Annotated in this window: 23 protein-coding genes and 1 pseudogene; 14 read left to right on the top strand and 10 right to left on the bottom strand. The window is 72.5% G+C overall.

Translation table 11 applies throughout. The annotated features are described in order from the left end of the window. Positions 1 to 53: 53 nt before the first annotated feature. The 3 genes from EV562_RS13100 to EV562_RS35550 all read right to left on the bottom strand — a co-directional run bounded on the left by EV562_RS13100 (position 54) and on the right by EV562_RS35550 (position 3,062). Positions 54 to 1,811, bottom strand: a complete 1,758-nt coding sequence (locus tag EV562_RS13100) for a tryptophan 7-halogenase (protein ID WP_133886954.1) — start codon at positions 1,809 to 1,811, stop codon at positions 54 to 56. A 49-nt stretch (positions 1,812 to 1,860) separates the two neighbouring features. Next, positions 1,861 to 2,442 (bottom strand): HD domain-containing protein, encoded by a 582-nt coding sequence (locus EV562_RS13095; RefSeq protein WP_243860043.1) that lies wholly within the window; start codon positions 2,440 to 2,442, stop codon positions 1,861 to 1,863. 401 nt (positions 2,443 to 2,843) lie between these two features. After that, a complete protein-coding gene (locus tag EV562_RS35550; RefSeq protein WP_243860056.1) occupies positions 2,844 to 3,062 on the bottom strand; it encodes a hypothetical protein in 219 nt (72 codons plus the stop codon). Here EV562_RS35550 and EV562_RS13090 point away from each other — a divergent pair. The 9 genes and pseudogenes from EV562_RS13090 to EV562_RS36000 form a co-directional block, all read left to right on the top strand. Beyond that, complete coding sequence (locus EV562_RS13090) at positions 2,982 to 4,007, top strand: thioester reductase domain-containing protein (RefSeq protein WP_243860053.1); 1,026 nt, start codon at positions 2,982 to 2,984, stop codon at positions 4,005 to 4,007. The genes EV562_RS35550 and EV562_RS13090 overlap by 81 nt on opposite strands. Before the next feature lie 70 nt (positions 4,008 to 4,077). Further along, positions 4,078 to 4,350, top strand: a complete 273-nt coding sequence (locus tag EV562_RS13085; protein WP_133886951.1) for an acyl carrier protein — start codon at positions 4,078 to 4,080, stop codon at positions 4,348 to 4,350. Beyond that, the gene (locus EV562_RS13080; RefSeq protein ID WP_133886950.1) at positions 4,350 to 5,312 is read left to right on the top strand and encodes a ketoacyl-ACP synthase III; all 963 of its coding nucleotides are present in this window, start codon (positions 4,350 to 4,352) and stop codon (positions 5,310 to 5,312) included. The genes EV562_RS13085 and EV562_RS13080 overlap by 1 nt, the downstream gene beginning before the upstream one ends. A 10-nt stretch (positions 5,313 to 5,322) precedes the next feature. Next, positions 5,323 to 6,294, top strand: coding sequence for a thiamine pyrophosphate-dependent dehydrogenase E1 component subunit alpha (locus EV562_RS13075; RefSeq protein WP_133886949.1), 972 nt, complete (start codon positions 5,323 to 5,325; stop codon positions 6,292 to 6,294). Then, positions 6,291 to 7,304 (top strand): transketolase C-terminal domain-containing protein, encoded by a 1,014-nt coding sequence (locus EV562_RS13070; RefSeq protein ID WP_133886948.1) that lies wholly within the window; start codon positions 6,291 to 6,293, stop codon positions 7,302 to 7,304. The genes EV562_RS13075 and EV562_RS13070 overlap by 4 nt, the downstream gene beginning before the upstream one ends. After that, complete coding sequence (locus tag EV562_RS13065) at positions 7,301 to 8,419, top strand: 2-oxo acid dehydrogenase subunit E2 (RefSeq protein WP_133886947.1); 1,119 nt, start codon at positions 7,301 to 7,303, stop codon at positions 8,417 to 8,419. Before EV562_RS13070 ends, EV562_RS13065 begins: the two co-directional genes overlap by 4 nt. A gap of 167 nt (positions 8,420 to 8,586) precedes the next feature. Beyond that, complete coding sequence (locus tag EV562_RS13060; protein ID WP_133886946.1) at positions 8,587 to 8,844, top strand: phosphopantetheine-binding protein; 258 nt, start codon at positions 8,587 to 8,589, stop codon at positions 8,842 to 8,844. Beyond that, complete coding sequence (locus EV562_RS13055) at positions 8,841 to 10,109, top strand: beta-ketoacyl-[acyl-carrier-protein] synthase family protein (RefSeq protein WP_133886945.1); 1,269 nt, start codon at positions 8,841 to 8,843, stop codon at positions 10,107 to 10,109. Before EV562_RS13060 ends, EV562_RS13055 begins: the two co-directional genes overlap by 4 nt. Further along, a pseudogene (locus EV562_RS36000) lies at positions 10,106 to 10,744 on the top strand (alpha/beta fold hydrolase); the annotation flags it as partial. The gene EV562_RS13055 and the pseudogene EV562_RS36000, both read left to right, overlap by 4 nt. A 357-nt stretch (positions 10,745 to 11,101) precedes the next feature. Here the strand turns inward: EV562_RS36000 and EV562_RS13045 are convergent. Next, positions 11,102 to 11,980: an alpha/beta fold hydrolase gene (locus EV562_RS13045; RefSeq protein WP_166661744.1), complete on the bottom strand. Its 879-nt coding sequence runs from the start codon at positions 11,978 to 11,980 to the stop codon at positions 11,102 to 11,104. 191 nt (positions 11,981 to 12,171) lie between these two features. On the opposite strand from EV562_RS13045, the gene EV562_RS13040 reads away from it, so the two are divergent. Both EV562_RS13040 and EV562_RS13035 read left to right on the top strand, forming a co-directional pair. Further along, complete coding sequence (locus tag EV562_RS13040) at positions 12,172 to 13,059, top strand: RNA polymerase sigma-70 factor (RefSeq protein WP_133886944.1); 888 nt, start codon at positions 12,172 to 12,174, stop codon at positions 13,057 to 13,059. 185 nt (positions 13,060 to 13,244) lie between these two features. Then, positions 13,245 to 14,006, top strand: coding sequence for a GntR family transcriptional regulator (locus EV562_RS13035; protein ID WP_133886943.1), 762 nt, complete (start codon positions 13,245 to 13,247; stop codon positions 14,004 to 14,006). 342 nt (positions 14,007 to 14,348) lie between these two features. On the opposite strand, the gene EV562_RS13030 is transcribed toward EV562_RS13035, so the two are convergent. The 3 genes from EV562_RS13030 to EV562_RS13020 all read right to left on the bottom strand — a co-directional run bounded on the left by EV562_RS13030 (position 14,349) and on the right by EV562_RS13020 (position 17,448). Then, positions 14,349 to 15,503, bottom strand: coding sequence for an ROK family transcriptional regulator (locus EV562_RS13030; protein ID WP_133886942.1), 1,155 nt, complete (start codon positions 15,501 to 15,503; stop codon positions 14,349 to 14,351). A 101-nt stretch (positions 15,504 to 15,604) separates the two neighbouring features. After that, on the bottom strand, positions 15,605 to 16,267 hold the full coding sequence (locus EV562_RS13025) for a response regulator transcription factor (protein WP_133886941.1): 663 nt from the start codon (positions 16,265 to 16,267) through the stop codon (positions 15,605 to 15,607). 14 nt (positions 16,268 to 16,281) lie between these two features. Then, complete coding sequence (locus EV562_RS13020; RefSeq protein WP_133886940.1) at positions 16,282 to 17,448, bottom strand: histidine kinase; 1,167 nt, start codon at positions 17,446 to 17,448, stop codon at positions 16,282 to 16,284. Between the two features lie 108 nt (positions 17,449 to 17,556). Here EV562_RS13020 and EV562_RS13015 point away from each other — a divergent pair, with 108 nt between their 5' ends. The 3 genes from EV562_RS13015 to EV562_RS13005 all read left to right on the top strand — a co-directional run bounded on the left by EV562_RS13015 (position 17,557) and on the right by EV562_RS13005 (position 19,712). Further along, a complete protein-coding gene (locus tag EV562_RS13015) occupies positions 17,557 to 18,477 on the top strand; it encodes an ATP-binding cassette domain-containing protein (RefSeq protein ID WP_133886939.1) in 921 nt (306 codons plus the stop codon). A 2-nt stretch (positions 18,478 to 18,479) separates the two neighbouring features. Beyond that, the gene (locus tag EV562_RS13010; protein WP_133886938.1) at positions 18,480 to 19,205 is read left to right on the top strand and encodes an ABC transporter permease; all 726 of its coding nucleotides are present in this window, start codon (positions 18,480 to 18,482) and stop codon (positions 19,203 to 19,205) included. A 66-nt stretch (positions 19,206 to 19,271) separates the two neighbouring features. Further along, positions 19,272 to 19,712 (top strand): hypothetical protein, encoded by a 441-nt coding sequence (locus EV562_RS13005; RefSeq protein WP_133886937.1) that lies wholly within the window; start codon positions 19,272 to 19,274, stop codon positions 19,710 to 19,712. A gap of 27 nt (positions 19,713 to 19,739) precedes the next feature. Here EV562_RS13005 and mug read toward each other — a convergent pair whose 3' ends face one another. The 3 genes from mug to EV562_RS12990 all read right to left on the bottom strand — a co-directional run bounded on the left by mug (position 19,740) and on the right by EV562_RS12990 (position 22,604). Next, a complete protein-coding gene (gene mug, locus EV562_RS13000; RefSeq protein ID WP_166661762.1) occupies positions 19,740 to 20,297 on the bottom strand; it encodes a G/U mismatch-specific DNA glycosylase in 558 nt (185 codons plus the stop codon). Further along, positions 20,294 to 21,736: an adenylosuccinate lyase gene (gene purB, locus EV562_RS12995; RefSeq protein WP_133886935.1), complete on the bottom strand. Its 1,443-nt coding sequence runs from the start codon at positions 21,734 to 21,736 to the stop codon at positions 20,294 to 20,296. The genes mug and purB overlap by 4 nt, the downstream gene beginning before the upstream one ends. A gap of 85 nt (positions 21,737 to 21,821) precedes the next feature. After that, positions 21,822 to 22,604, bottom strand: a complete 783-nt coding sequence (locus EV562_RS12990; protein ID WP_133886934.1) for an SGNH/GDSL hydrolase family protein — start codon at positions 22,602 to 22,604, stop codon at positions 21,822 to 21,824. Positions 22,605 to 22,621 lie beyond the last annotated feature (17 nt).

Here is a 22,621-nt window from a genome sequence, read left to right as displayed (position 1 = left end):
GCGGCAAACCGGAATATGTGCTTCCGGCAGTCGGCAGGAATGTTTCTCCGCGCTCATTTCCGAGGAGCGGGCCGCCGCGCCCAGTCGCGGTTCCAGTTGAGCCACATGTCCCGTACGGTCTGGTGCACTTGGGAGCTGCCGGCGCGCAGCTCGGTGGTGTACGCCTGGACCGCTTCCCTGCCCACCAGCCGCGCTCCGCCGGTGAAGTAGGAGCCCCGGACGTGCTGCGGCGAGCGGTACTTGCCCCACAGCAGGATCTTCATCAGCGGCCAGAGGGTGAACACCCCGGACGGGCACCGGTCGTCGGGGTCCAGGGTGCCCCACACGGCCGGCACCAGTCCGCTCTCGCCCAGCAGCTCGTAGATCCGTGCGATGGCCTGTTCCTTCGTCAACTCGCCTGTCCGATAGGCGAGTACGGCATCCCGCGACTGGTCGAACATCCGCTCCACCCAGGGGTTGTCCATACCCTGGAGACCTCGGTACGGCGGCAGCTCCAGCTTGTCGAAACAGGCCGGGTCGTGCGTCTTCTCGAACGTCACGGCGACCTGGTTCTGGGCGTTGGTGCCGTACAGCGTGGTGATGGTCCACACGCGGTTCCAGGCGTTCCACAGGTCGAAGTCGTCGAACGCGATGTAGCTGCACGACACCAGGTCGTCGTAGAACCGGAACATGCGCTTGGTCCAGTGGTCCAGGTACGCGAACCGGGATGTGTCGAAGTCGTTCTGGCGCACCGCGTCGATCAGCCGGTGGCCCAGCGCGTTCAGTGCCATCACGGTGACGGCGAGACCGCTGGAGAAGAGCGGGTCGATGAAGTCACTGGCGTGCGGCAGCAGGCACCACCGGTCGCCGACCACCTTCTGCGAGGCGAACTGGGTGCGGTCGGTGGAGACGTACGGCCGGACCGCCCGCGCCCGCTCGAACTGCCGCGCCACACTGGGGAATTTGCGCACGTACTGCCAGAACTCCTCCTCCGCCGAGATGTCCTCCGGCCGGGGGTGCTGGTCGAGATCGAGGTTGAGGCCGACACTGCACAACTGGTTCGTGCTGGTCGACTGGTTGTCGAACGGGATGACCCAGAACCATCCGCCCGGGAACATGTGGTGGAGCGTTCCCTGGCTGAACGGGCTGGGCATGCCGTGCTGCGCACGCGAAGGCGCCACGGCGTCGAAGGGGCGCACGTCCACCATGTGCGTGAAGATCGTGCGCGACCTCGTACGGTAGGGCGGTTCCTGCCGCAGTCCGAGGCGCTCGGGCAGGACCGCCCGCATGCCGCCGGCGTCGACCACGTACGAAGCCCGGAAGGTGCCCCGGTCGCGGGTGACGAGAGTCGCGCCGTCCTCCTCGAACTTCACGTCGTCGACCATGGTGTGGGTGTACGCGGTCACGCCGTAGGACACCGCGACGTGGAACATGTACGCGTCCACGTCCTGCCGGAAGTAGTGCGAGTCGGGACCGAGCGGAGGTCCCCAGGTGGGGTACTGGGTGCACTCGTCGGGCCGGGTGGGCTCACCTTCCCGGTGGTAGACGAAGCTGAAGTTGCGCTTGACCCCGCTGTTCGACGACACGTGGCGGCGCAGTGCCGCGTTGGTCGCCAGGTGCTCGAGCTCAGGGACGTCGTAGCGGCGGGCCAGGACCCGGAGCCCGAACGTGGTCTCGGGGACGGTGGACTCTCCGATGGCGAACCGGGGGTGGCCGCTGCCTTCGAGCAGCAGCACGCGCACGCCGTGATGTGCGAGTACGGTCCCCAGCATCGTCCCGCCGATGCCGCCTCCGACGATGGCGACATCGAAAACACGCTGGTCTTCTTGCATGTCTGCGGTTCCTTTCGCTACGGGAAGGGCGAGTCGCCGGGCTCCCCGGTCACCGGTGGGTGACCGGGGAGCCCGGCAGCACCCGGCGCAGCCCGCAGGCCATCACCCGGGCGGAGAAGGACACGGCGAACCAAGGGGTGGGTGCCAGCCGGGACAACCGACGGCGTTCGCACGGCACTTGTCGCTCGCCGCGCCCCGTGACGTCCAGCCACACGCCGAAGTGCAGCAGTCGCGCCTCGGGCCCGGCATCACGCGCGGGGAACGGCCGCATGTGCTCGCGCACCGCACGGGTGAGGGCCGTGCGCCGCACCGTGCCCACCTGGTGCCGTGCGAGGAAGTGGTCGAGCAACTGAGCCGAGCGGAACGGGAATCCACCGCGGCCGAGCGGTGTGCGCCCTACCAGCCCGGCGTCGTGGAACGCAGCGGCGACCAGCAGGCCGACCCGGTCGTACCCGGTCCCATGGGACCGCGCACAGGCGTCGGCCAGCAGGAACGCCCGCAGAGAGTGCACGGCGACCCGGGGTGGCAGGAGCCGGCACATCTCCTTCAGCGCGGCGCCCACGAGGGGGTGCCCGCGCAACTCCGCGAGGGCGGGGCGGTCGAGCAGGGGCTGCCATGCCTCCGGCAACACCGCCGGTGGGTCGAAGTGTGAACTCGGCCCGTTCCCACCGGAGAACGGGCCCCTCGGCATCTCTGGCCGTGCCGCCATGGTTCAACCCCCCTTGCGTCGCCACCCATTGGCTGTGTCTTTCTCATCTGTCTTTACGCTCGGGCCGCCCCCGCCCCCCGGCCTCCGTCTGGCAACGCTCCGTTCGCGTAAGCGCGTTGGGGTGTTTCCGACGGCGCGCGATACCGGTAACGAGCTCCGGGCGTACGTCCCGGCCGTCCATTCGGAGGCGTGGCCTCTTCGAATGAATGAGCCCTAGTCACCCGTGGTGGTGGCGCGGGTGCGGGTGACGGTCAGGAGGATGCGCCCTGTGCTCCCACTGGTGGAAGATTTCTGTAGTAGACCTCGTGAGGTGCGGGGAGTGTTCAGAGCAGGACCGAATCTCGCCTGTGCTGAAATGCGGTGGTGGTATGGCCGGTTTCCCGATCACCGACGATTTGCGACTTCCGGAGGAAATCGATGCGTCGTCTCTGGCGGATGTTCCCGAAGGGCCGCCCGAGAGAATTCTGCTGACGGGAGCCACCGGATTCCTCGGCGGTTTCCTCCTCGTCGACCTGCTGGATGCCACCGACGCTCGGATCCATTGCCTGGTGAGAGCGGATTCGGCCGCTCAGGCCCGGGAGCGGCTCGCGGCTCAGTTACGCGCCCGGGATGTACCGGAGCACCACATGTCCCGGATCGAGGTCGTGCCCGGCAGCCTGGCGAAGCCGCGGTTCGGCCTGACCGACGAGGATTTCTCGGGGCTCTCGCGCGGCATCGACGTCATTTACCACTGCGGTGCCTGGGTCAATCTTCTGGCGAGCTACCCGATCCTGCGCGGCTGCAATGTGTCGGGGACCCTGGAAATCCTGAGACTGGCGACCCGGACCCGCCGGATTCCCGTACATCACGTCTCGACGATGGGGGTCGTCCCGGCGGCCCGGACGGCCGGGACCGGTGTCTCCGGTTACTGCGCCACCAAATGGGTCGCCGAGCAGCTGGTCGCACAGGCCGCGGACCGCGGATCGCCCACGACGGTGCACCGGCCCGGTGTGATCCTGGCGGACTCGCGCACCGGCCTGGTGGGGAAGTCGGACTGGTTCGTCCACCTGACGACGGCGAGCATCCGCGCCGGCTGCGCCCCCGACCACCCCGGTCTCCTGCCGGTGGGCACGGTCGACTTCACCAGCCGTGCCATCGTCGACCTGTCCCTGAGCCGGCGCCCCCGAGGACAGGTGTTCCACGTGATCGATCCCGAGCCGCTGCCCTTCAGGTCGTACTTCCAGGGCTTCGCGGACGCGGGTGTCGACCTTCCGCTCGTTCCGTTCGACACCTGGCTGGAGCGGCTCCGCGACCTGGGCGACGAGGTCCCGCGCAGCACCCTGCGGCTGGCCGGCGAGACCCTCCGGCAGATGATCCCGGCCCCGGGGCAGGACACCGCCGGCCCCACCGCGGCGTCCGCGCACCGCGCCCCGCCCGTGCTCGACTCCGACTACTTCCGCAGGATGCTCGCCTTCCTGAGCCGCGACGCCGTGCTGTCCTCCCGGTGACCCACGCGCGGTCCTCTCCTCCCGTCCCTCCCGTCACCCCTCCCCGCACCTCATCAGCTGGAGTGTCCGCATGTCCCCTTTCACCCTGGAAGACCTGGTGGCGATGGTGGCCGAGATCGCCGGCGCCGAAGCGGCCCGGGCGATCTCGGAGCAGCCGGCCGACGCACCCTTCACCTCGTTGGGGTTCGACTCGATGGCCGTCGTCGAACTGGCCGAGCGCATCCAGGAGCGCTACGGCGTTCCGATCCCGGACGAGGCGGTGCACGACCTGCGCACCGTCCGGCGGACCCTCGACTACGTGAACGGCCGGGCGGCCGTCGCCGCGGCCGACGGAGCCCACTGATGGCCCGGGGTGCGGGGCGGCTGACCGGCATCGGCGCCTACCGCCCCGGTGGCCTGCTCACCAGTGCCGAACTCGACACCAGGTTCGGCCACGAGGAAGGCTGGATCGAGCAGATCACCGGAATCCGGTCCAGGCTGAAGGCCGACCCCGACGAGACCTTCGTCGAGATGGCCGCGCAGGCGGCGGACAAGGCCCTGGCCCAGGCGGGCCTGCTCGCCGCGGACCTGGACTGCGTCCTGTTCTCCTCCGCCAGCAGCGTCGGCCAGGCATCGTGCCGGGCCGCCAGTCTCGCCCACCGCATCGGAGCGGGCCGGGCCGGCGGGTTCGACGTCAACGGCGGGTGCGCCGGGTTCGGTTACGGGCTGACCCTGGCCTCCGGACTCATCGCCGCACAGCAGGCGCGTCAGATCCTGGTCGTCGCCGCCGAGCGGCTGAGCGACATCACCGACCCCGACGACTGCGCGACCGTCATGGTCTTCGGCGACGCCGCCGGGGCCGCGGTGGTCAGCGCCGCCGGGCACGCCGGGATCGGACCGGCGGTGTGGGGGACCCACGGCCCCGGCGAGCCCTGGATGACCAGCGCCCCGCCCAAACCCGGTGCCGACCGCCCGTACATGCACATGGACGGCACCCGGGTGGTCCGCTGGTTCGGTTCGCACATGCCGCAAGTGGCCCAGGACGCACTCGACGCGGCCGGGCTCACCTGGGACGACATCGGCGCCTTCGTGCCGCACCAGTGCAACGGTCGGCTGATCGACGCGATGGTGCGCCGACTGCGCCCGCCCGCGCACGTGGCGATCGCCCGCAGCATCGTCACCGACGGCAACACCAGTTCGGCGTCCATCCCACTGGCTCTGGAGTCGCTGCTCGCCTCGGCCACCGTACGGCCCCGCGACAAGGCGCTGCTCCTGGGCTTCGGGGCCGGGCTGACCTGGTGCGCCCAGGTGGTCGAACTTCCGTAAGGAGCACCTCATGAACGTCACGTCCGCGTCCCCCGCGGTCGACCTCAGGCCCGTCGGCGAACCCGAAGCCGGTGTGACGGCCCGTCCCCTGTCCCGTCTGTCCGACGCCGACCTCGGCACCCTGCTGATGATCCGCCACTTCGAACTGGCCGTGCTGGAGCTGTTCTCCCAAGGCCGGCTGCACGGCACCACGCACACCTGCCTCGGCCAGGAGTACATCCCCGTCGCGCTCTACCCGCTGCTGGACGAGGGCGACTACGTCTTCAGCAACCACCGCGGGCACGGCCACTACCTGGCCCGCTTCCACGACCCGCACGGTCTGCTCGCGGAGATCATGGGGCGGACCGGTGCCGTCTGCCACGGCGTGGGCGGCAGCCAGCACATCTACCGCGACCGCTACCTGTCGACCGGCGTACAGGGCCAGAGTCTGCCGGTCGCCGTGGGAGTCGGCCTGCACCTGAAGCGGGCCGAGCCGGGCCGGATCGCGGTGGTCCACATCGGCGACGGCACCTGGGGCGAGGGCGCCGTGTACGAGGCGCTCAACATGGCGCAGCTGTGGCAGGTCCCGGTGCTCGTCGTGGTGGAGCACAACGGGATCGCCCAGTCGACGCCGACCGAGCGGCAGATGTCCGGCACCGTCGCGGCCCGGGCGGCGGCCTTCGGCGTCGGCCACCTGCGGATCGACTCCGTGGACGTCACCGACGTACGGGCCGCCCTCACCCCCGTGGTCGAGCAGGTCCGCGACCGGCACCGCCCCTACGTGGTCGAGTGCGTCACCCACCGCGTGGGCCCGCACAGCAAGGGCGACGACACCCGCGCGGCCGAGGCCCGTGAGCGAGCGGCCCGGCACGACTGGTACCGCCGCTACCGACACGACCATCCCGCACAGTTCGCCGCCGCCGACCAGGCACAGGCGGAGGCCGTCGCCGCCGTCGTACGGGAGGTCGGCGCGCGCCCGGCGTCCCGGTGGGAGGCCCGATGACCAGGCGCCAGCGCGTGGCCGAGAACCTCAACAGCGCACTGCACCACCTCCTCGGCGCCCACCCCGGCACATATCTGATCGGCGAGGACGTCGCCGACCCCTACGGCGGGGCGTTCAAGGTGACCCGGGGACTCTCCGACCGCTTCCCGGACCGGGTGCTGTCCTCACCGCTGAGCGAAGGCGGCATCGCCGGCGTGGGTGCGGGTCTGGCCCTGTCCGGCAACCGGTCCGTGGTCGAGATGATGTTCTCGGACTTCGCCGCGCTGGCCTTCGACCCGCTGCTGAACTTCGCCGCCAAGTCCGTGTCGATGTACGGCCGCAGGGTCCCGATGAGCATGGTCGTCCGCTGCCCCACCGGCGGCAACCGGGGGTACGGCCCGACGCACAGCCAGAGCCTGCAGAAGCACTTCCTCGGCATTCCCTCCCTGCACCTGCGGGAAGTCTCCCCGTTCCACGACAACCGGCGCGTACTGACCGCGATGCTCGACCGCGAGGAGCCCGGTGTGCTCTTCGAGGACAAGGTGCTCTACACCCGCGCCATGTACCGGGCGGGAGTCGTGGACGACCTCTTCCGCTACGAGGTGCTGACCGATCCCAGCGAGACCGCCCGGGTGTTCGCGCCTGACTGCGGACCCCCCGACTGGATCGTCCTGGCCCCGGGCGGGCTCACCGAACGGGCCGTCACCGCCCTGCGCACCCTGCTCCTCGAAGAGGAGATCACATGTGAACTGCTGGTGCCCTCCCAGCTCTACCCCTTCGACAGCAAGGCGCTGCTCCCGGTGCTGTCCCGGGCCGACCGCATCTGTGTCCTGGAGGACTCCACGGCCGACGGGACCTGGGGCGAGCTGCTCGCCCAGCAGATCCACGAGCAGCTGTGGAGCCGGCTGGCCCGCCCGGTACTGCCGCTGAGCGCCGAGCCGAGCATCGTGCCCACCGCGGCGCACCTGGAGCACGGCGTGCTGCTCCAGCCGTCCACCATCCACCGTGCGATCACGGAGGCGACGAAGTGATCGGCATCGAACTGCCCACGCTCAACACGAACGACTCCAGCTACACACTGGTCGAGTGGCTCGTCCCCGACGGCGACAGCGTCAAGGGCGAGGAACCGCTGGCCATCGTGGAGACCTCCAAGGCCAGTGAGGAGATCGAGAGCACCGGCTCCGGAATCCTGCACGTCCTCGTCGGCGGAGGCCAGGACTGCAGGCCGGGGCAGACCATCGCCTACCTCTTCGAGTCGGCCGAGGAGCGCGACTCCTACCGGGCGTCGGCCGCCACCCCGGCGGCGGCACCCGCACCCCCCGGCGCGGCGCCGACCATCACCGACGCGGCCCGTGCGCTCGCCGACCACCACGGGGTGTCCGAGGCCGAGCTGCGCGGTCTCGGGCGCACGGTCGTCCGTACGGCCGACGTCGAGGCCCTGGTGCGGCGGACCGAGGCGGCACCCGCCTCCACCGAGCGCCGACTGTCCAAGCGGCAGCGGACGGTGGGGGCGGTGGTGACCGAGTCGATGCGGACCGTCCCGGCCGCGGCCGCCTACGCCAAGGTCGACGTCGGACCGGCGGAGGAACTGGCCCGGCGGCTGTCCGAGCGCACCGGCAGTTTCGTCTCCCTGCCCGTCCTGCTGATCAAGGCGGTGGCGCGCCGGCACGCGGCACATCCCCTGATGTTCGCCGCGCTCACCGACGACGGCGCGGTGCGCGAGAGCGAACGCGCCCATGTGGGCGTCGCCATGGACGCGGGCCGGGGTCTGTACACCCCGGTGGTGCACGACGCCGCCGAGCTGAGCGGCGACCGGATCGCCGACCTGCTGACCGGCTTCCGGAGCAAGGCGTTCCGGGGCACGTTCCAGGCCGCCGAACTCACCGGGGCCAACATCATGGTCGCCCCGCACACCACCGAGGGCGTGGTCCTGGCCACCCCCATCGTCTTCCCCGGCCAGACCTGCGTGATCTCCATCGGCGCCGTCGACGACCAGGTGCTCCTCGACGCGCAGGGCACTTTGCGCACCCACCGGTTCGTCCACCTCGGCCTGGTCTACGACCACCGGGTGGTCAACGGCAGGGACGCGATGGCCCTGCTCAAGGACGTCAAGGAGGAGCTGGAGGCACCGGCCGCACTCGGCTGACCGCCGGCCCGCCGTCACGGAAACCCACCCCAGGGAACCCCGCCACCGCGGGACCCCGGCACACGGAAAACCCCGCCACCGCGGGACCCCGGCACACGGAACCCCACCACACGGAACCCCACCACCCCCGGGGCACCGCCCGTCGGACCGGAAAGGACACCCCTGACATGACCACCGACACCACACCCCACAGCCGCGCCTACGAGCTGCTCACCTCGGTTCTCAGCGACAAGTTCGAAGTGCCCCCCGAGTCGATCGCCCCCACGGCGACCTTCGAGCAACTGGACCTCGACTCGCTGGCCGTGGTGGAGCTCTTCGTCGTGCTCACCGAGGAACTCGGCATCGAGGTGCAGGACCGCGAGGCCGACCCGGACCTCACCCTGGCCGGCGTGGCCGACCTCATCGCCGAGGCCGTCAAGCCGTGACCGGCACCCGTCCCGACGTCGCCGTCACCGGGATCGGCCTGGTCACTCCGGCCGGCACCGGTCGCGAGGCCACCTGGGACGGCGTGTGCGCGGGCCGCCCCACCGCCCGGCACGTTCCCGAACTCAAGGGCCTCCCGGTCGACTTCGCCTGCCTCGTACCGGACTTCTCGCCCCGCGATCACGTCCCGGGCTCACGCCCCTGGCAGTACGACCGCTTCACCCAGTTCGCCCTCTACGCCGCTCTGGAGGCGGTCTCCGACGCCGGCCTGGACCCGGCCGGCTGGGACGCGGACCGCGTCGCGGTGGTCTTCGGCAGCTCGGCCGGCGGCACCGGCACCATGCTGGAACAGCACCGCAAGCTGCTCGAACTGGGCTCGGCACGCGTCTCACCGCTGCTGCTGCCGATGTTCCTGCCCAACATGGCCACCGGACAGCTCACCATCCACCTGCGGGCCCGGGGTCCGGCGCTGTGCACGGTCACCGCCTGCGCCTCCGGCGCCACCGCCATCGGCACCGCCCTGCAACTCCTGCGCTCCGGGGCCTGCGACATCGCCGTCGCGGGGGCCTCCGACGCGGTCGTACAGCCTTTCTGGGTCACCGGCTTCGACCGGATGGGCGCGCTGTCCCGGCGCGGCGACGACCCGCGGGCCGCCTCCCGGCCCTTCGACACCGCCCGGGACGGCTTCGTCATGGCGGAGGGCGGTGCGGCCCTGGTCCTGGAGTCGGCGAGTACGGCCAGGGCCCGCGGACGCCCCGGCTACGCCCTGCTGGCGGGCTACGGAGCCTCGTCCGACGCCCACCACCCCGTGGCACCCGACCCCGAGGGCAAGGGCGCCGCCCTCGCCGTGCGGCGGGCCCTCGACGACGCCGGCGCCCGCCCCGCGGACGTGCAGCACATCAACGCGCACGGCACCGGCACGCCGCTCAACGACGCCGCCGAGGCCCGTCTGATCCGTCGCCTCTTCCCTCACCGGCCCTCCGTGACCTCGGTCAAGGGCACCCTCGGCCACCTGCTCGGGGCGGCCGGGGCGGTCGAAGCCGCGATCACCGCCCTGTCCGTGGCCCACGGCCGGGTGCCTCCCGTGGCCAACCTCGAGAAGCAGGAAGGCGGCGCCGAGATCAACGCCGTCACCGGCAGCAGCCGGACGCAGCCCGTCGACCTCGCGCTGAGCCATTCCTTCGGTTTCGGCGGCCACAACGCCGTACTCGCCTTCAGAAGCTGCCCCGCCGAACCGGCCCGGGAGCCGGCCGCTCCTTCACCGTGAGTATTTCCGGGCGGCGGCAGCGGACATCCGAACGACCTCTTCGCCGGCCGCCGCCGGTCACTCAGGTCTCTCCACCCCCCTCCCGATCGTCGCGGAATTCGACGGACGCGAGACCGAGGAGACAGTCCGAACTCCGCGCCGTTCCCCCACGAAAGGAAAAGACCGTGAGTTTCCTCAACCCCCGTATCCCCGGTGTGAACTCGGACGACGTCGTCACGGACATCACCGAGGCCCCGCACCGCCTGGTCGCGGTCACCCAGGCCGGCGGGGCGCAGGTCATCGCCACCGTCGACGTACCTGCGGGAGAGGACGACTGGAACGCCCCGCCGGCCGAGGAGCATCCGCGTCCGGTGGTGCTCGTGCACGGCACCTTCGGCAACCGCGGCTACACGTGGAACACGGCGACCCCCCTGCTGCGGCAGAACGGCCACCGTGTCTTCCGGCTCGACTACGGCCAGCACGGCAACCCGGTGATCTTCGGCCTCGGTGACATCAAGCGCTCCGCCCGGCAACTGGCCGACTTCGTCGACGAGGTGCTGCGCCGCACCGGCACCCAGCAGGTCGACCTCGTCGGCTTCTCGCAGGGCGGCATGATGCCGCGCTACTACCTGAACGCCCTGGGCGGAGGACCCAAGGTGCGCAACTTCGTCGGCATCGCGCCCAGCAACCACGGAGTCACGGCACAGGGGCTGATGAACCTCGCCCGCCAGATTCCCGGTGCGGTGGAACTCCTCGAACAGGGCGCCGTCGGGGAGGTCGTGCCGGCCTGGCCGCAACTCCAGCACGACCACCCCTTCCAGCGCGAGCTGGCCGATCTCGGCGAGACGACGGAGGGCGTCCGCCACACCGTCATCGCCACCCAGTACGACGACGTGGTCACTCCGTACACGTCGTGCGCCCTCGCCAGGACCGAGGGCCGCTACGTCAACAACATCGTCCTCCAGGACATCGACCCGGACGACCACACGCCGCACGCCGCACGTGAGCATGCCCTACAACCCGACCGTGCTGAACGAAGTCCTCAAGGCCCTGGCCGACTGAGCCCTGCTGCCGTCCAGGAGAACGCGGGCGACCAGCGCCGGGTCGTCGTTCATCGGGACGTGGCCGCAGCCGCGCAGCCGCACCAGCCGGGCCCGCGGAATGGCGTGCTTGGCGCGTACGCCCTGCCGGGGCAGGAGCAGCCGGTCCCGGTCGCCCCACGCCACGGTGACGGGGACACCGGGCACGTCGTCGGTGAACAGCACGCTACGTCCGGCCCGGAGCGTCTCGGTGAACCCCGGCGCGTGCGCGAGCGCCAGCGTCTCGGCGACGACCGCCTCGGGGGAGCGGCGGCCGGGACGGGCGTAGATCGTGCTCGTCAGCGCGGTGCGGCCGACCGCGGTGCGGGACAGCCGTTCGACCAGCGGGAGGGGCAGGCTCCGGGCGGTCCGGCGCATCCCCATCAGGACGCCGAAGGCGTAGCGCCGCTCGGCCTGCGTCCAGAAGCCGGCCGGGGACAGGGCGGTCACCGACCGCACCAGGTTCTCGCGGGCGAGCCCCAGGGCCAGCAGACCGCCCAGCGAGTTGCCGGCCACGTGCGGCCGGTCGAGCCCCAGCGCCGCGCAGAAGGCGCCGAGTACCGCCGTCGTCGTCGGCAGATCGTGCGGCAGGCCGTGCGGGAGTGCGGACGACTGCCCGAACCCCGGCAGGTCCACGGCTGTCACCTCGCGCTCGGTCGCGAGGATGTCGACCACCGGGTCCCAGGCCTGCCGGTGGTGACCTATGCCGTGCAGCAGTAGCAGCGGCTCGCCCTCACCCACGCGCGCGTAGGCGAGGGTGATGTCCTGCGGACCGTGCTCGGTGGGGGCCGTGAAGGAGAGCGTTGCGGACACGGGGCTCCTTGTTGCTCCTTGCCGTGAACATGTGTTGCGGGAACGCATGTTCACGGGAACGAATGAACGACGATGGTGCGTAGACACCTTGTCAGTAAGAGCTACCGACGGGTAGCCCCCGGTCGCCGGCCGGCCTCGGGCGGGGGCGATTCCGCCTGGACAGGGCGGGACGTGTCCGCTGGGATGGAGCGGTGACCACCGACACCGCGACCGACGTCTTCGAAGAGCACCGCCCCGTCCTCCTGGGGGTCGCCTACCGCATGCTGGGCCGCCTCGCCGACGCGGAGGACGTGGTCCAGGAGGCCTGGCTGCGCTGGTCCGGCGCCGACCGCTCCGGCGTCCGGGAGGCGCGCGGGTACCTGGTGCGCGTCACCACCCGCCTCGCCATCGACCGGCTGCGCCAGGTCAAGTCGCGGGGCGAGACCTACGTCGGTCCCTGGCTGCCGGAGCCCTACGCCACCGACTTCGGGGACGCCGTGCAGGACACCGCCGAGCGGGCCGTGCTCGCCGACTCGGTGTCCTTCGCCGTGCTCGTCGTCCTGGAGTCGCTGTCACCGCTGGAACGGGCGGTCTTCGTCCTGAGGGAGGCGTTCGGCTACCCGTTCGCGGAGATCGCCGCGATGCTGGAGCGCGGGGAGGCCGCGGTGCGCCAGCTCGCCGGACGGGCCCGCAAGCACGTCGAGGAACGGCGGCCCCGCTACGACGTCGACCCGGCGCAGCGCCGCGACCTCACCGAACGCTTCCTCGCGGCCGCGGCGAACGGCGACATGGCCGGTCTGCTGGCCACGCTGGCGCCGGACGTACGGCTGGTGGGCGACAGCGGAGGCCGCGCCAAGGCACCGCTGCGCGTGCTGGAGAGCTCCGACAAGGTGGCCCGCTTCCTGCTCGGCGTGGCGCGGCAGGGCATCCCCGACGCCACCTTCCACTTCCTGGAGGTCAACGGCGGTCCGGCGCTGCTGGTCCGCTCCGGCGGGAAGCCCGACTCCGTGGTCCAGGTGGACGTCGCCGACGGCCGCATCCAGTCGGTGTACGTCATCCGCAACCCGGACAAGCTGGTGTCCCTGGCCGACATCCCCTAGACCGGCCCGCCCTCGTCACTCCACGGCCCCGGCCCCCGTCCCGCGACGGGGGCCGGGGCCGTCCTGTCGCCGGATTGGTCTTGACCAAGGGGGTGGGGCGTCTTATGGTCACAGAGAACTGCAACAACCTTTAATAAACAAGGGCGTCAAAACGCCGCCGGACCACGGCGATTGCGGAGGACAGGGTGGGGACCACGCAGTTGGAACCGGTGCCGGAGCCCAAGTACTGGCACCTCAGGACCGTGCTCAGCGAGGCCCTGGACTCGGAGTTCGAGGTGGGCGAGATCCTGCCCAACGAGCGCGACCTCGCCGCCCGCTTCGGCGTCGCCCGCGCGACGCTGCGCCAGGCCCTGGAGCAGCTCGAACTGGAGGGCAGGCTCCAGCGTCGCCGCGGCGTCGGCACGACCGTGGCCCCGCCGCGCGTCGGCGTGGCCGTCGACACCCGGGAGCACGCCTGGCCGGGAACGGCCGACGACGTTTGGCATCCGGTCGACTGCCTCCTCGCGGCACCGCCCGCGGCCGTGGCCGACGCCCTGGAGACGGGCCGCGACGAGGACGTCCACACCGTCCGCCGCTCCCGCGTGAGCCACGGCCAGCCCGTCGCAGCGGACCTGCTGTACGTCCCGTCGTCCTCGGTGCCCGGCCTCACCGCCATCGACGCGCCCTCCGGCGCCGCACGCGCGCGTGCCGTACTGCGCGAACTGCAGCGCGGGGTGCTGGAGCGGCGGGAGAGCGCCGTGGAGCTGGGCTCGGCCGGCGCGGACGACGCGAGGGAGCTGGACCGTCTCCCCGGCGCACCGGTGCTCGTGGTCACCACCCGCTACCTCGCCGAGGGCCGCACCGCCGCGCTCTCCGTCGCCACCTACCGCGCGGACACCTGCCGGCTGACGTTCGGCGACTTCGGCGACGTGGAGATCCACCACGGCCCCGAGACCCAGGCCTCCTGACCCACCCGCCCCTTCCGCGACCCTGCCCCCGACGCTCGACCGCGGGGACGGGGCGGGGTTCCCTGGGCAGGCCGCAGCAGGATCGCGCCGATTCCAGCCGCCCCCCCGGGGCTGTCCCGCTCGCCGATACGGCCTCTCACCGATGCCCCGGCCTCCCGCCGCGTGCGGCAGCGGCGGGCCGCGGCGTGCTCGTCGCCACGGTGGCCTCGCCCGGCTAGGTCGGGGCGACCCGCGGCGGTCGCGGGGGCAAGCATGCGGGCTCCCGCCGCCACGGCTCCGGGACGCGGTCAGGACCGGGCGACAGGGCCTGTCGCCCGGTGCGCCGGCCTCCCGAGCCGCGGGTCAGCGGCGGGCCGTCGCGCCCTCGACCGCGAACAGCTGCTCCTCCACATGGTCGAGCGCGAGCCGCAGCGCACCCGTCGCCACCGCGGCCTCGCCGAGCAGCGACAGCGCCACGCGCGGCGGGCGCAGGCAGTAGCGCGCCAGCTCCCGGCGCAACGGCTCCAGTACGCCGTCGAGACCGGCCGCCCAGCCCCCGATGACGACCATCTCGGGGTCGAGGGCCAGGGCCAGCGCCGCCACGTCGTGCACCAGCCGCTGGAGGAAACGCTCCACGGCCGCGCGGGCCCGTTCGTCGCCCTCCCGGGCCTCGGCGAAGACCTTGGCGACCGCCTGCTCGTCCAGCGGGTGCAGCGGCTGGTCCGTCGTCGACAGCAGCGTCTCCGGCGTCACGTCGCGGCCCAGCAGATGCAGCGCGCCGATCTCCCCGGCCGCCCCGCCGTACCCCCGGTGCAGCCGTCCGCCGATCAGCGCTCCGGCTCCGGGGCTCAGCCCGGCCAGCACGAACACCATGTCCTCGCACTCGGTGGCGGAACCCTTCCAGTGCTCGGCGACCGCCGCCGCGTTGGCGTCGTTCTCGACCAGGACCGGGCACTTGAAGGAACGGCTCAGCCGCTCGCCGAGGCCCAGGCCGGTCCACCCGGGCAGCGCCGTGCCCAGGCGGACCGTGCCGTCCGCCTCGACGATGCCGGGGGTGGCGGCGCCGACCGCGCGCAGCGAACCGCGCGCCACACCGGCCCGGCGCAGCAGCTCGGCGACGGCCGTGCGCAGCCGCTCCAGCCGCTCGTCGGCCGACGCGTTCTCGTCCACGTCCTTGGCCTGGGCACCGATCACCCGGCCGTCCAGGTCGGACAGGAGCGCTGCGACGCGGTGCGGGCCGATCTCCAGGCCGAGCAGGTGCCCGGCCTCCGCCCGGAACCGGAACCGCCGCGCGGGCCGCCCCTGCCGCCGGGCCGCCCCTTCGCCGGGCGCCGCCTCGACGACCAGACCGGCCTCCGTCAGCCCCTCGACGACGCCCTCGACGGTCGGCCGGGACAGCCCCGTCACCCGGGTGACCTCGGTCAGTGTCGCGGAGTCCGTCGCACGCAGCGCGTGCAGCACCACAGCGGAGTTGATCCTCCGCAACAGCGACGGATCCCCGCCGGTCAGGCCTGCCAAGGTCCGTCCTCCCAGCTCGTGCGCGTGTTGGGCCGGATGGTACTCGGCCCGCCGACCCCCGGCGAGCGCCGGTCCGCCCCTCCCCGGACCACCACCGTCCCTCACGCGGGTGCCACGAACCCCGACTCGTACGCCTTGATCACCGCCTGGGTGCGGTCCCGCGCCCCCAACTTCGCCAGGACGGCGCTCACGTGCGACTTCACCGTCTCCGTGCCGACCACCAGCCGCGCGGCGATCTCCGCGTTCGACAGCCCCCGCGCCATCAGCCGCAGCACCTCGCCCTCCCGCTCGGTCAGCCGGGCTCGCTCCAGCTCGGCACGCGCCGCGCGGTTCCCCTCGCCGTCGCCGTACTCGGCGGCCAGCTGCCGCACCGAGGCCGGGAACAGCAGGGAGTCGCCCTCGGCGATCAGCCGCACCGCGTGCACGATCTCGGCCGGGCGGGCGCGCTTGAGCAGAAATCCGTCGGCCCCCGCCCGCAGCGCCTCGTACACGTACTCGTCGTTCTCGAAGGTCGTCACCACGAGGATCTTCGGCGGGTCGGCCACCGTCCGCAGCAACGCGCGCGTGGCCTCGATGCCGTCCAGCAACGGCATACGGACGTCCATGGCGACCACGTCCGGCCGCACCTGCCGCACCAGCGGAATGACCGCCGCCCCGTCGGCCGCCTCACCGACCACCTCGATGTCCGGCTGCGCCTCCAGCACCGCCCGAAGGCCCGCACGTACCAGGGGTTCGTCGTCGACGAGGAGCACTCTGACCGGCATCGGGCCAGCGTAGATCAGCCCGGCGGCAGCTCGACGCGCACCTTCCAGTCACCGGCGCCGTCCGGCCCCGTGTGCGCCCGGCCGCCCAGCAGCGCGGCCCGTTCCCGAATGCCCCGCAGCCCCGCGCCGCGTCCCGGCGCCGCCCTCGGGTCCGGCAGCGGATTGCGCACGTCCAGGACCAGGACACCGTCCGCCACCTCGACGCGGACCCGGGTCGGCACGGCACCGGCGTGGCGCAGCACGTTGGTCAGCGCCTCCTGCAGGATGCGGTAGCCCTCGCGGGTGACGGGGCCCGGCAGTGTCTCCACGGCACCCGTGACCTCGGCGTCGACCTCGGCCCCCGAGGCACGGGCGGACTCCAGCAGCCGGTCGGCGTCGGCGAGCGTCGGTCTGCCGCTCACCGGCCGCTCCGACTCCCGCAGCACCCCGAGCACCCGCTCCAGGTCCTCCAGGGCAGCCCTGCCGGTCTCCTCGATCGCGCTCAGCGCCCGGTCGGTGAACTCGGCGCTCCCCGCCGCGCGCGCGGCGCCCGCCTGGACGACGGCGACGGTCAGCGCGTGGCCGATGGAGTCGTGCAGCTCGCGGGCGATGCGATTGCGTTCCAGAAGCTGCTCGGTGCGCTCCTCCAGGGCCGAGAGCCGTTCGGCGCGGGACGGTCCGAGCAGCCGGCGGGCGAGCCGGGTGATCAGTTCTCCGGCGCCGACGACGACCGCGGCGAGCAGCAGCAGCGGCAGCGGCGACAGCAGGCCGTACCACCAGTGGTTCCCCGCCAGGCGCAGGTACGAGCCCGGCGCCTGGTGCCCGCCCCGCGCCGCGTTCACCAGGTCGACGGCGAGGACGGGCAACTGCACCGTGAGCATCGCGACGCAGAAGCCGACGGCCAGACGGGCCTCCAGCCACACGACCAGGCGCCCGTGGTCGGCCCAGGTCGCGGACGGCGCCACCACGATGTCCACGCTCGCGTCGTCCGGCCGGTGACCGGTCAGCAGCAGCCTGGCCTGCACCCCCTCGACCACCCGCATCCCGGGCACCAGACCGGCGAGCGCCAGCGGCACCACCGACGCGAAGGCCCACGCCTCGTCGACGAATATCCACATGGCCGGCCACACCACGGCCATGAAGAGGTGCAGCCATCGCGTGTACGTCACGGCCCGACGGAACGGGCGCAGCAAGCCGGCCATCCGCCCATGCTCCCAGCCGCCTCCGGCACCGGACCTCCCCCGCACGGGGGAGACGATCTCCACCGGCGGGGGAGGCCCCGCCCCCGCGGCGAACGGCACGCTGCTGCCATGACCAGCATCGACGTCCAGAACCTCACCAAGGAGTACGGCACCCGACGAGCCGTCGACGACCTCACCTTCACCGTGCACCCCGGCCGTGTCACCGGCTTCCTCGGTCCCAACGGCGCCGGCAAGTCCACCACCATGCGGCTCGTGCTGGGCCTTGACCGGCCCACCTGCGGCACCGCGACCGTCGGCGGACGCGCCTACGCCGCGCTGCGCGAGCCGCTGCGGCAGGTCGGCGCCCTGCTCGACGCGGACGCGGCCCACGGCTCGCGCACCGCCAGGAACCACCTGCGCGTCCTGGCGGCGAGCAACCGCGTGCCCGCCCGCCGGGTCGACGAGGTGATGGAGGAGACGGGCATCGCGTCCGTGGCCCGCCGCCGGGTGAAGACGTACTCCCTGGGCATGCGTCAGCGGCTGGGCATCGCCGCCGCGCTGCTCGGCGACCCCGAGGTGGTGATGCTGGACGAGCCGTCCAACGGGCTGGACCCCGAGGGCATCATCTGGATCCGCGGACTGCTGCGCCGGCTCGCGGCCGAGGGGCGCACCGTCCTCGTCTCCAGCCACCTGATGAACGAGACCGCGTCCTTCGCAGACCACCTGGTCGTCCTCGGCCGGGGCCGCCTGCTCGCCGACACGCCGATGCGGGAGTTCATCGACGCCCGCGTGCGGCCCCGGGTCCGCGTCCGCACGTCCGACCCGACCGCCCTGAAGGCCGCTCTCGCCCGGCACGGCCACGAAGCCGTGGAACACGACGACGGCCACTGGACCGTGCAGCACGCGCGCGTGGACGACATCGGCCGGATCGTGTCCGGCGCGGGCGTACCCGTCCTCGAACTGGCCACCGACGAAGGCACGCTGGAACAGGCCTACCTCGACCTGACCGCCACCGAGACCGAGTTCACCGCACAGCCCCAGGAGGCCTGACCATGGATCTCGCGCCCGTTCTCCGCGCGGAGGCGCTCAAGGTGCTCACCCTGCGCTCGCTGTGCGGCACCTTGCTGGCCCTGTTCGCCTTCACCACCGCGTTCTCCGCGCTGGCGGGGGTGTCCGACACCTCCGACCCGGACTTCGACCCGCTGTTCATGGCCCTGTCCGGAGTCATGCCCGGCCAGATCGCGGCCGTCGCCTTCGGCGCGGTCGTCGTCTCCGGCGAGTACCAGGGCAACGGAATCCGGCTCACCCTGGCCGCCGTCCCGCAGCGGGGGCGGTGGTTCGCGGCGAAGCTGGCGGTCGTCGCCGTACCGGTCCTCGCGGTGGGGCTGGTCACCGCACTCGCCGCCCTGCTCGCCGCGCGTGCGGGCCTCGGCGCGGCGGCGGACGGACTCACCGCGGGCGAACAGGCCCGGGGCGTCGCGGGATGCGGGATCTACCTCACGCTCATGGCCCTGTTCGCGGCCGGCCTGACCACCCTGTTCCGCAGTGGCGTGGCCACCCTGTCCACACTGATCCCGTTCATCCTCGTCGTCTCCTTCGTGATCGGGGACACCGCGGGCAGCGGCGCCGACTTCCTGCCGGACAGAGCCGGGCAGATCGTCCTGTACCAGACGCACGAGGGAACCCTGGGGCCCTGGTCGGGGCTCGCGGTGACCGCCCTGTGGGCGGCGGCCGCACTCCTGGCCGGGCTGTGGCGGCTGCGCCGACGGGACGCCTGACCCCGAAGGCCCGGCGGCCGGTCTGACGCCCCGCCAATTGTCAGTGGCGGCGGGTTTACTGGAGGCATGGACATCGCGCGGCACCTCGCCCTCATCGACGAGCTGTGCTTCCGGCCGTTCCCGGCGGAGCACGGCCCGTTGGACGGGGGCACCGCGGGCCCCGGGTACTTCACGGCGGTTCTGGAGAGCAGCCACGGTCTCGGCGGCGGCGACCCGGCCCGGCGGGCGGCGACGGTGGAGCAGTACGAGAAGGAGCGGGACGCCCTCTACGAGCGTCTCGCCCGGCGCTGGGGCGAGACGGACCCCTGGAACCTGCAGACGGTCCTGCTGCGGACCGAGCGGGAGGAGATACCCGAGCCGTGGGCCGGCCTGAGTGCCCGCGCGGACACGGCCTGCCTGTGGGAGGCGCGGGGCACCGGCCGCTGGATCGCGGTCGCCGTCGCCGGCCGCGACGAGACGGACGAGGTGCGGCTGCTGGCGGTGCTCACGCGAGAGGCACCCCCGTGACCGCCCCGCCCCCGCCTGCTGCCCCGGCTACGCCTGCGGTCCCGCCTCCGCCGCGACCCGCAGCCGGGCGAACTCCTCCGCCATCGACTCCACCGACCAGTGCGCGTTGAGGCCGCTCGGATTGGGCAGCACCCACACCCGCGTACCGCCGAACATCCGCTCCTGTGGCCCCACTTGCGCCTTCCGCTCGTCGAAGGCCGTGCGGTACGCGGTGACCCCGACCACGGCCAGCCAGCGGGGCCGCAGCCGCGCCACCTTGGCCGTCAGCAGCCGCCCGCCCTCCCGGTACTCCTCGGCGGTCAGCTCGTCCGCCCGCGCGCTGGCCCGCGCCACGACGTTCGTGATGCCGAGCCCGTACGACGGCAACAGCTCCTGCTCCGACGGCTTGAGCAGCCGCGGGGTGAACCCGGACCGGTGCAGGACCGGCCAGAAGCGGTTGCCCGGGCGGGCGAAGTGGTGCCCCGTCGCCGCCGACAGCAGCCCCGGGTTGATGCCGCAGAACAGCACCCGCAGGCCGTCCGCGACGACGTCCGGCAGCAGACGGTCGCGGGCGGCCTCCAGCTCCTCCCGGGTGACCCGGCTCAGAGGATGGCTCCCGGGGTGTAACCCGCGGCCTCCGGGTGCCGCTTGACGATCTCCTCGATCCGGCCGACGACGACGGCGACCTGGCCGGCCGCGGCGCCGGTGAAGGAGAGCTTGTCGGCCATCAGGGCGTCGAGGGCGGCACGGTCCAGCGGGATGCGGTCGTCGGCGGCCAGCTTGTCGAGGAGCTCGTTGCGCTCGGCTCCCTGCTCGCGCATGGCCAGCGCGGAGGCGACGGCGTTCTCCTTGATCGCCTCGTGGGCGACCTCACGGCCGACCCCGGCCCGCACCGCGCCCATCAGCACCTTGGTGGTGGCGAGGAACGGCAGGTAGCGGTCCAGCTCGCGGGCCACGACAGCGGGGAAGGCGCCGAACTCGTCGAGCACGGTCAGGAACGTCTCCAGCAGCCCGTCCAGCGCGAAGAACGCGTCCGGCAGCGCGACCCGGCGCACCACCGAGCAGGACACGTCGCCCTCGTTCCACTGGTCGCCCGCCAGCTCGCCGGTCATCGAGGCGTAGCCGCGCAGGATCACCATCAGGCCGTTGACGCGCTCGCAGGAGCGGGTGTTCATCTTGTGCGGCATCGCCGAGGAGCCGACCTGGCCGGGCTTGAAGCCCTCGGTGACCAGCTCGTGCCCGGCCATCAGACGGATGGTCTTGGCCAGCGACGACGGGGCCGCCGCGAGCTGCACCAGCGCGGTGACGACCTCGTAGTCCAGGGAGCGCGGGTAGACCTGGCCGACCGAGGTGAACGCCTGCGAGAAGCCGAGGTGCCCGGCGATCCGCTGCTCCAGCTCGGCGAGCCTGCCCGCGTCGCCGCCGAGCAGGTCCAGCATGTCCTGGGCGGTGCCGACCGGGCCCTTGATGCCGCGCAGCGGGTAGCGGCCGAGCAGCTCCTCCACCCGGCCGTGGGCCACGAGCAGCTCGTCGGCGGCGGTGGCGAACCGCTTGCCCAGCGTCGTGGCCTGCGCGGCGACGTTGTGGGAGCGGCCGGCCATGACCAGCTCGCCGTACTCGCCCGCCAGCTTGCCGAGGCGGGCCAGGACGGCCACCGAACGGTCCCGGATCAGTTCGAGGGAGAGCCGGACCTGAAGCTGCTCGACGTTCTCCGTCAGGTCGCGTGAGGTCATGCCCTTGTGCACGTGCTCGTGCCCGGCGAGGTCGTTGAACTCCTCGATCCGCGCCTTCACGTCGTGCCGGGTGACCTTCTCGCGCTCGGCGATCGAGGCCAGGTCGACCTGGTCGAGGACGCGCTCGTAGTCGGCGATCGCGGCGTCGGGCACCTCGATGCCCAGGTCCTTCTGGGCCCGCAGCACGGCGAGCCAGAGCTGCCGCTCGAGCCTCACCTTCTGCTCGGGCGACCAGAGGGTGGCGAGCTCGGCGGAGGCGTAGCGTCCGGCGAGGACGTTCGGGATGCGGGGCTTGGCGGGAGCGGAAGTCACGTGGACGGATTCTACTGGCGATTCGTGCAGGTCGGCCCGGCGGGGCCGTTCGTCGGAAGCTACGAAGGGCCCCGGGCGCCGGCGATCACCGCGTCAGGTCCTCGTAGGGCAGCAGGTCCGGACGCTTGGGCGGCAGGCCGTCCCCGGACGAGCGGCCGGTCAGCCTGCGGCCTATCCACGGCAGCAGGTGCTGCCGGGCGAACCGGACGTCCGCGGTCCTGCGGGCCACCCAGCCCGGCGGCGCGGTCGCCGGGACCGGCGCGTGCCAGTCGGGGTCCTCGGCGTCGTACCCGAGCGCCTGCCACACCGCCTCCGCGACCCGGCGGTGGCCCTCGGCGGTCAGGTGCAGCCGGTCCACGTCCCACATCCGCGGGTCGGCCAGCGACCGGGCCGCGTACAGGTCGACGACCACGGCGCCGTGCTGTCCGGCCAGGTCGTCGATGATGGCGAAGAGCGCCTCCATGCGGGGCCGGAACCGCTCCAGCACCGGACCCTGGCGGCCCGGGCTGCGCATCAGCACCAGCTGCTCGCACCGCGGCGCGAGCCGCTCCACGGCCTGGGTCAGCAGGTCCCGCACCCGGGCCATGTCGCACTTGGGCCGCAGCGTGTCGTTGAGCCCGCCGACGAGCGTGATCACGTCGGCCCCCATGGCGGCGGCGACGTCCACCTGCTCCTCGACGATCTGCCCGATCAGCTTTCCGCGCACCGCCAGGTTGGCGTACCGGAAGCCGGGGGAGCGGGCCGCCATCCGCGTGGCGAGGAGGTCGGCCCAGCCCCGGTAGGAGCCGTCGGGCAGCAGGTCCGACATGCCCTCGGTGAAGGAGTCGCCGACGGCGACGAGACTGGAGTACGTGGGGTTCGTCTGCATGGCGACGGAAATGCTAT

This window comes from Streptomyces sp. BK208 (assembly GCF_004364245.1).
Classification (GTDB): Bacteria; Actinomycetota; Actinomycetes; order Streptomycetales; family Streptomycetaceae; genus Streptomyces.
Note: the sequence above shows the minus strand (reverse complement) of the source record. Positions and strands in the feature narration are given on the sequence as shown.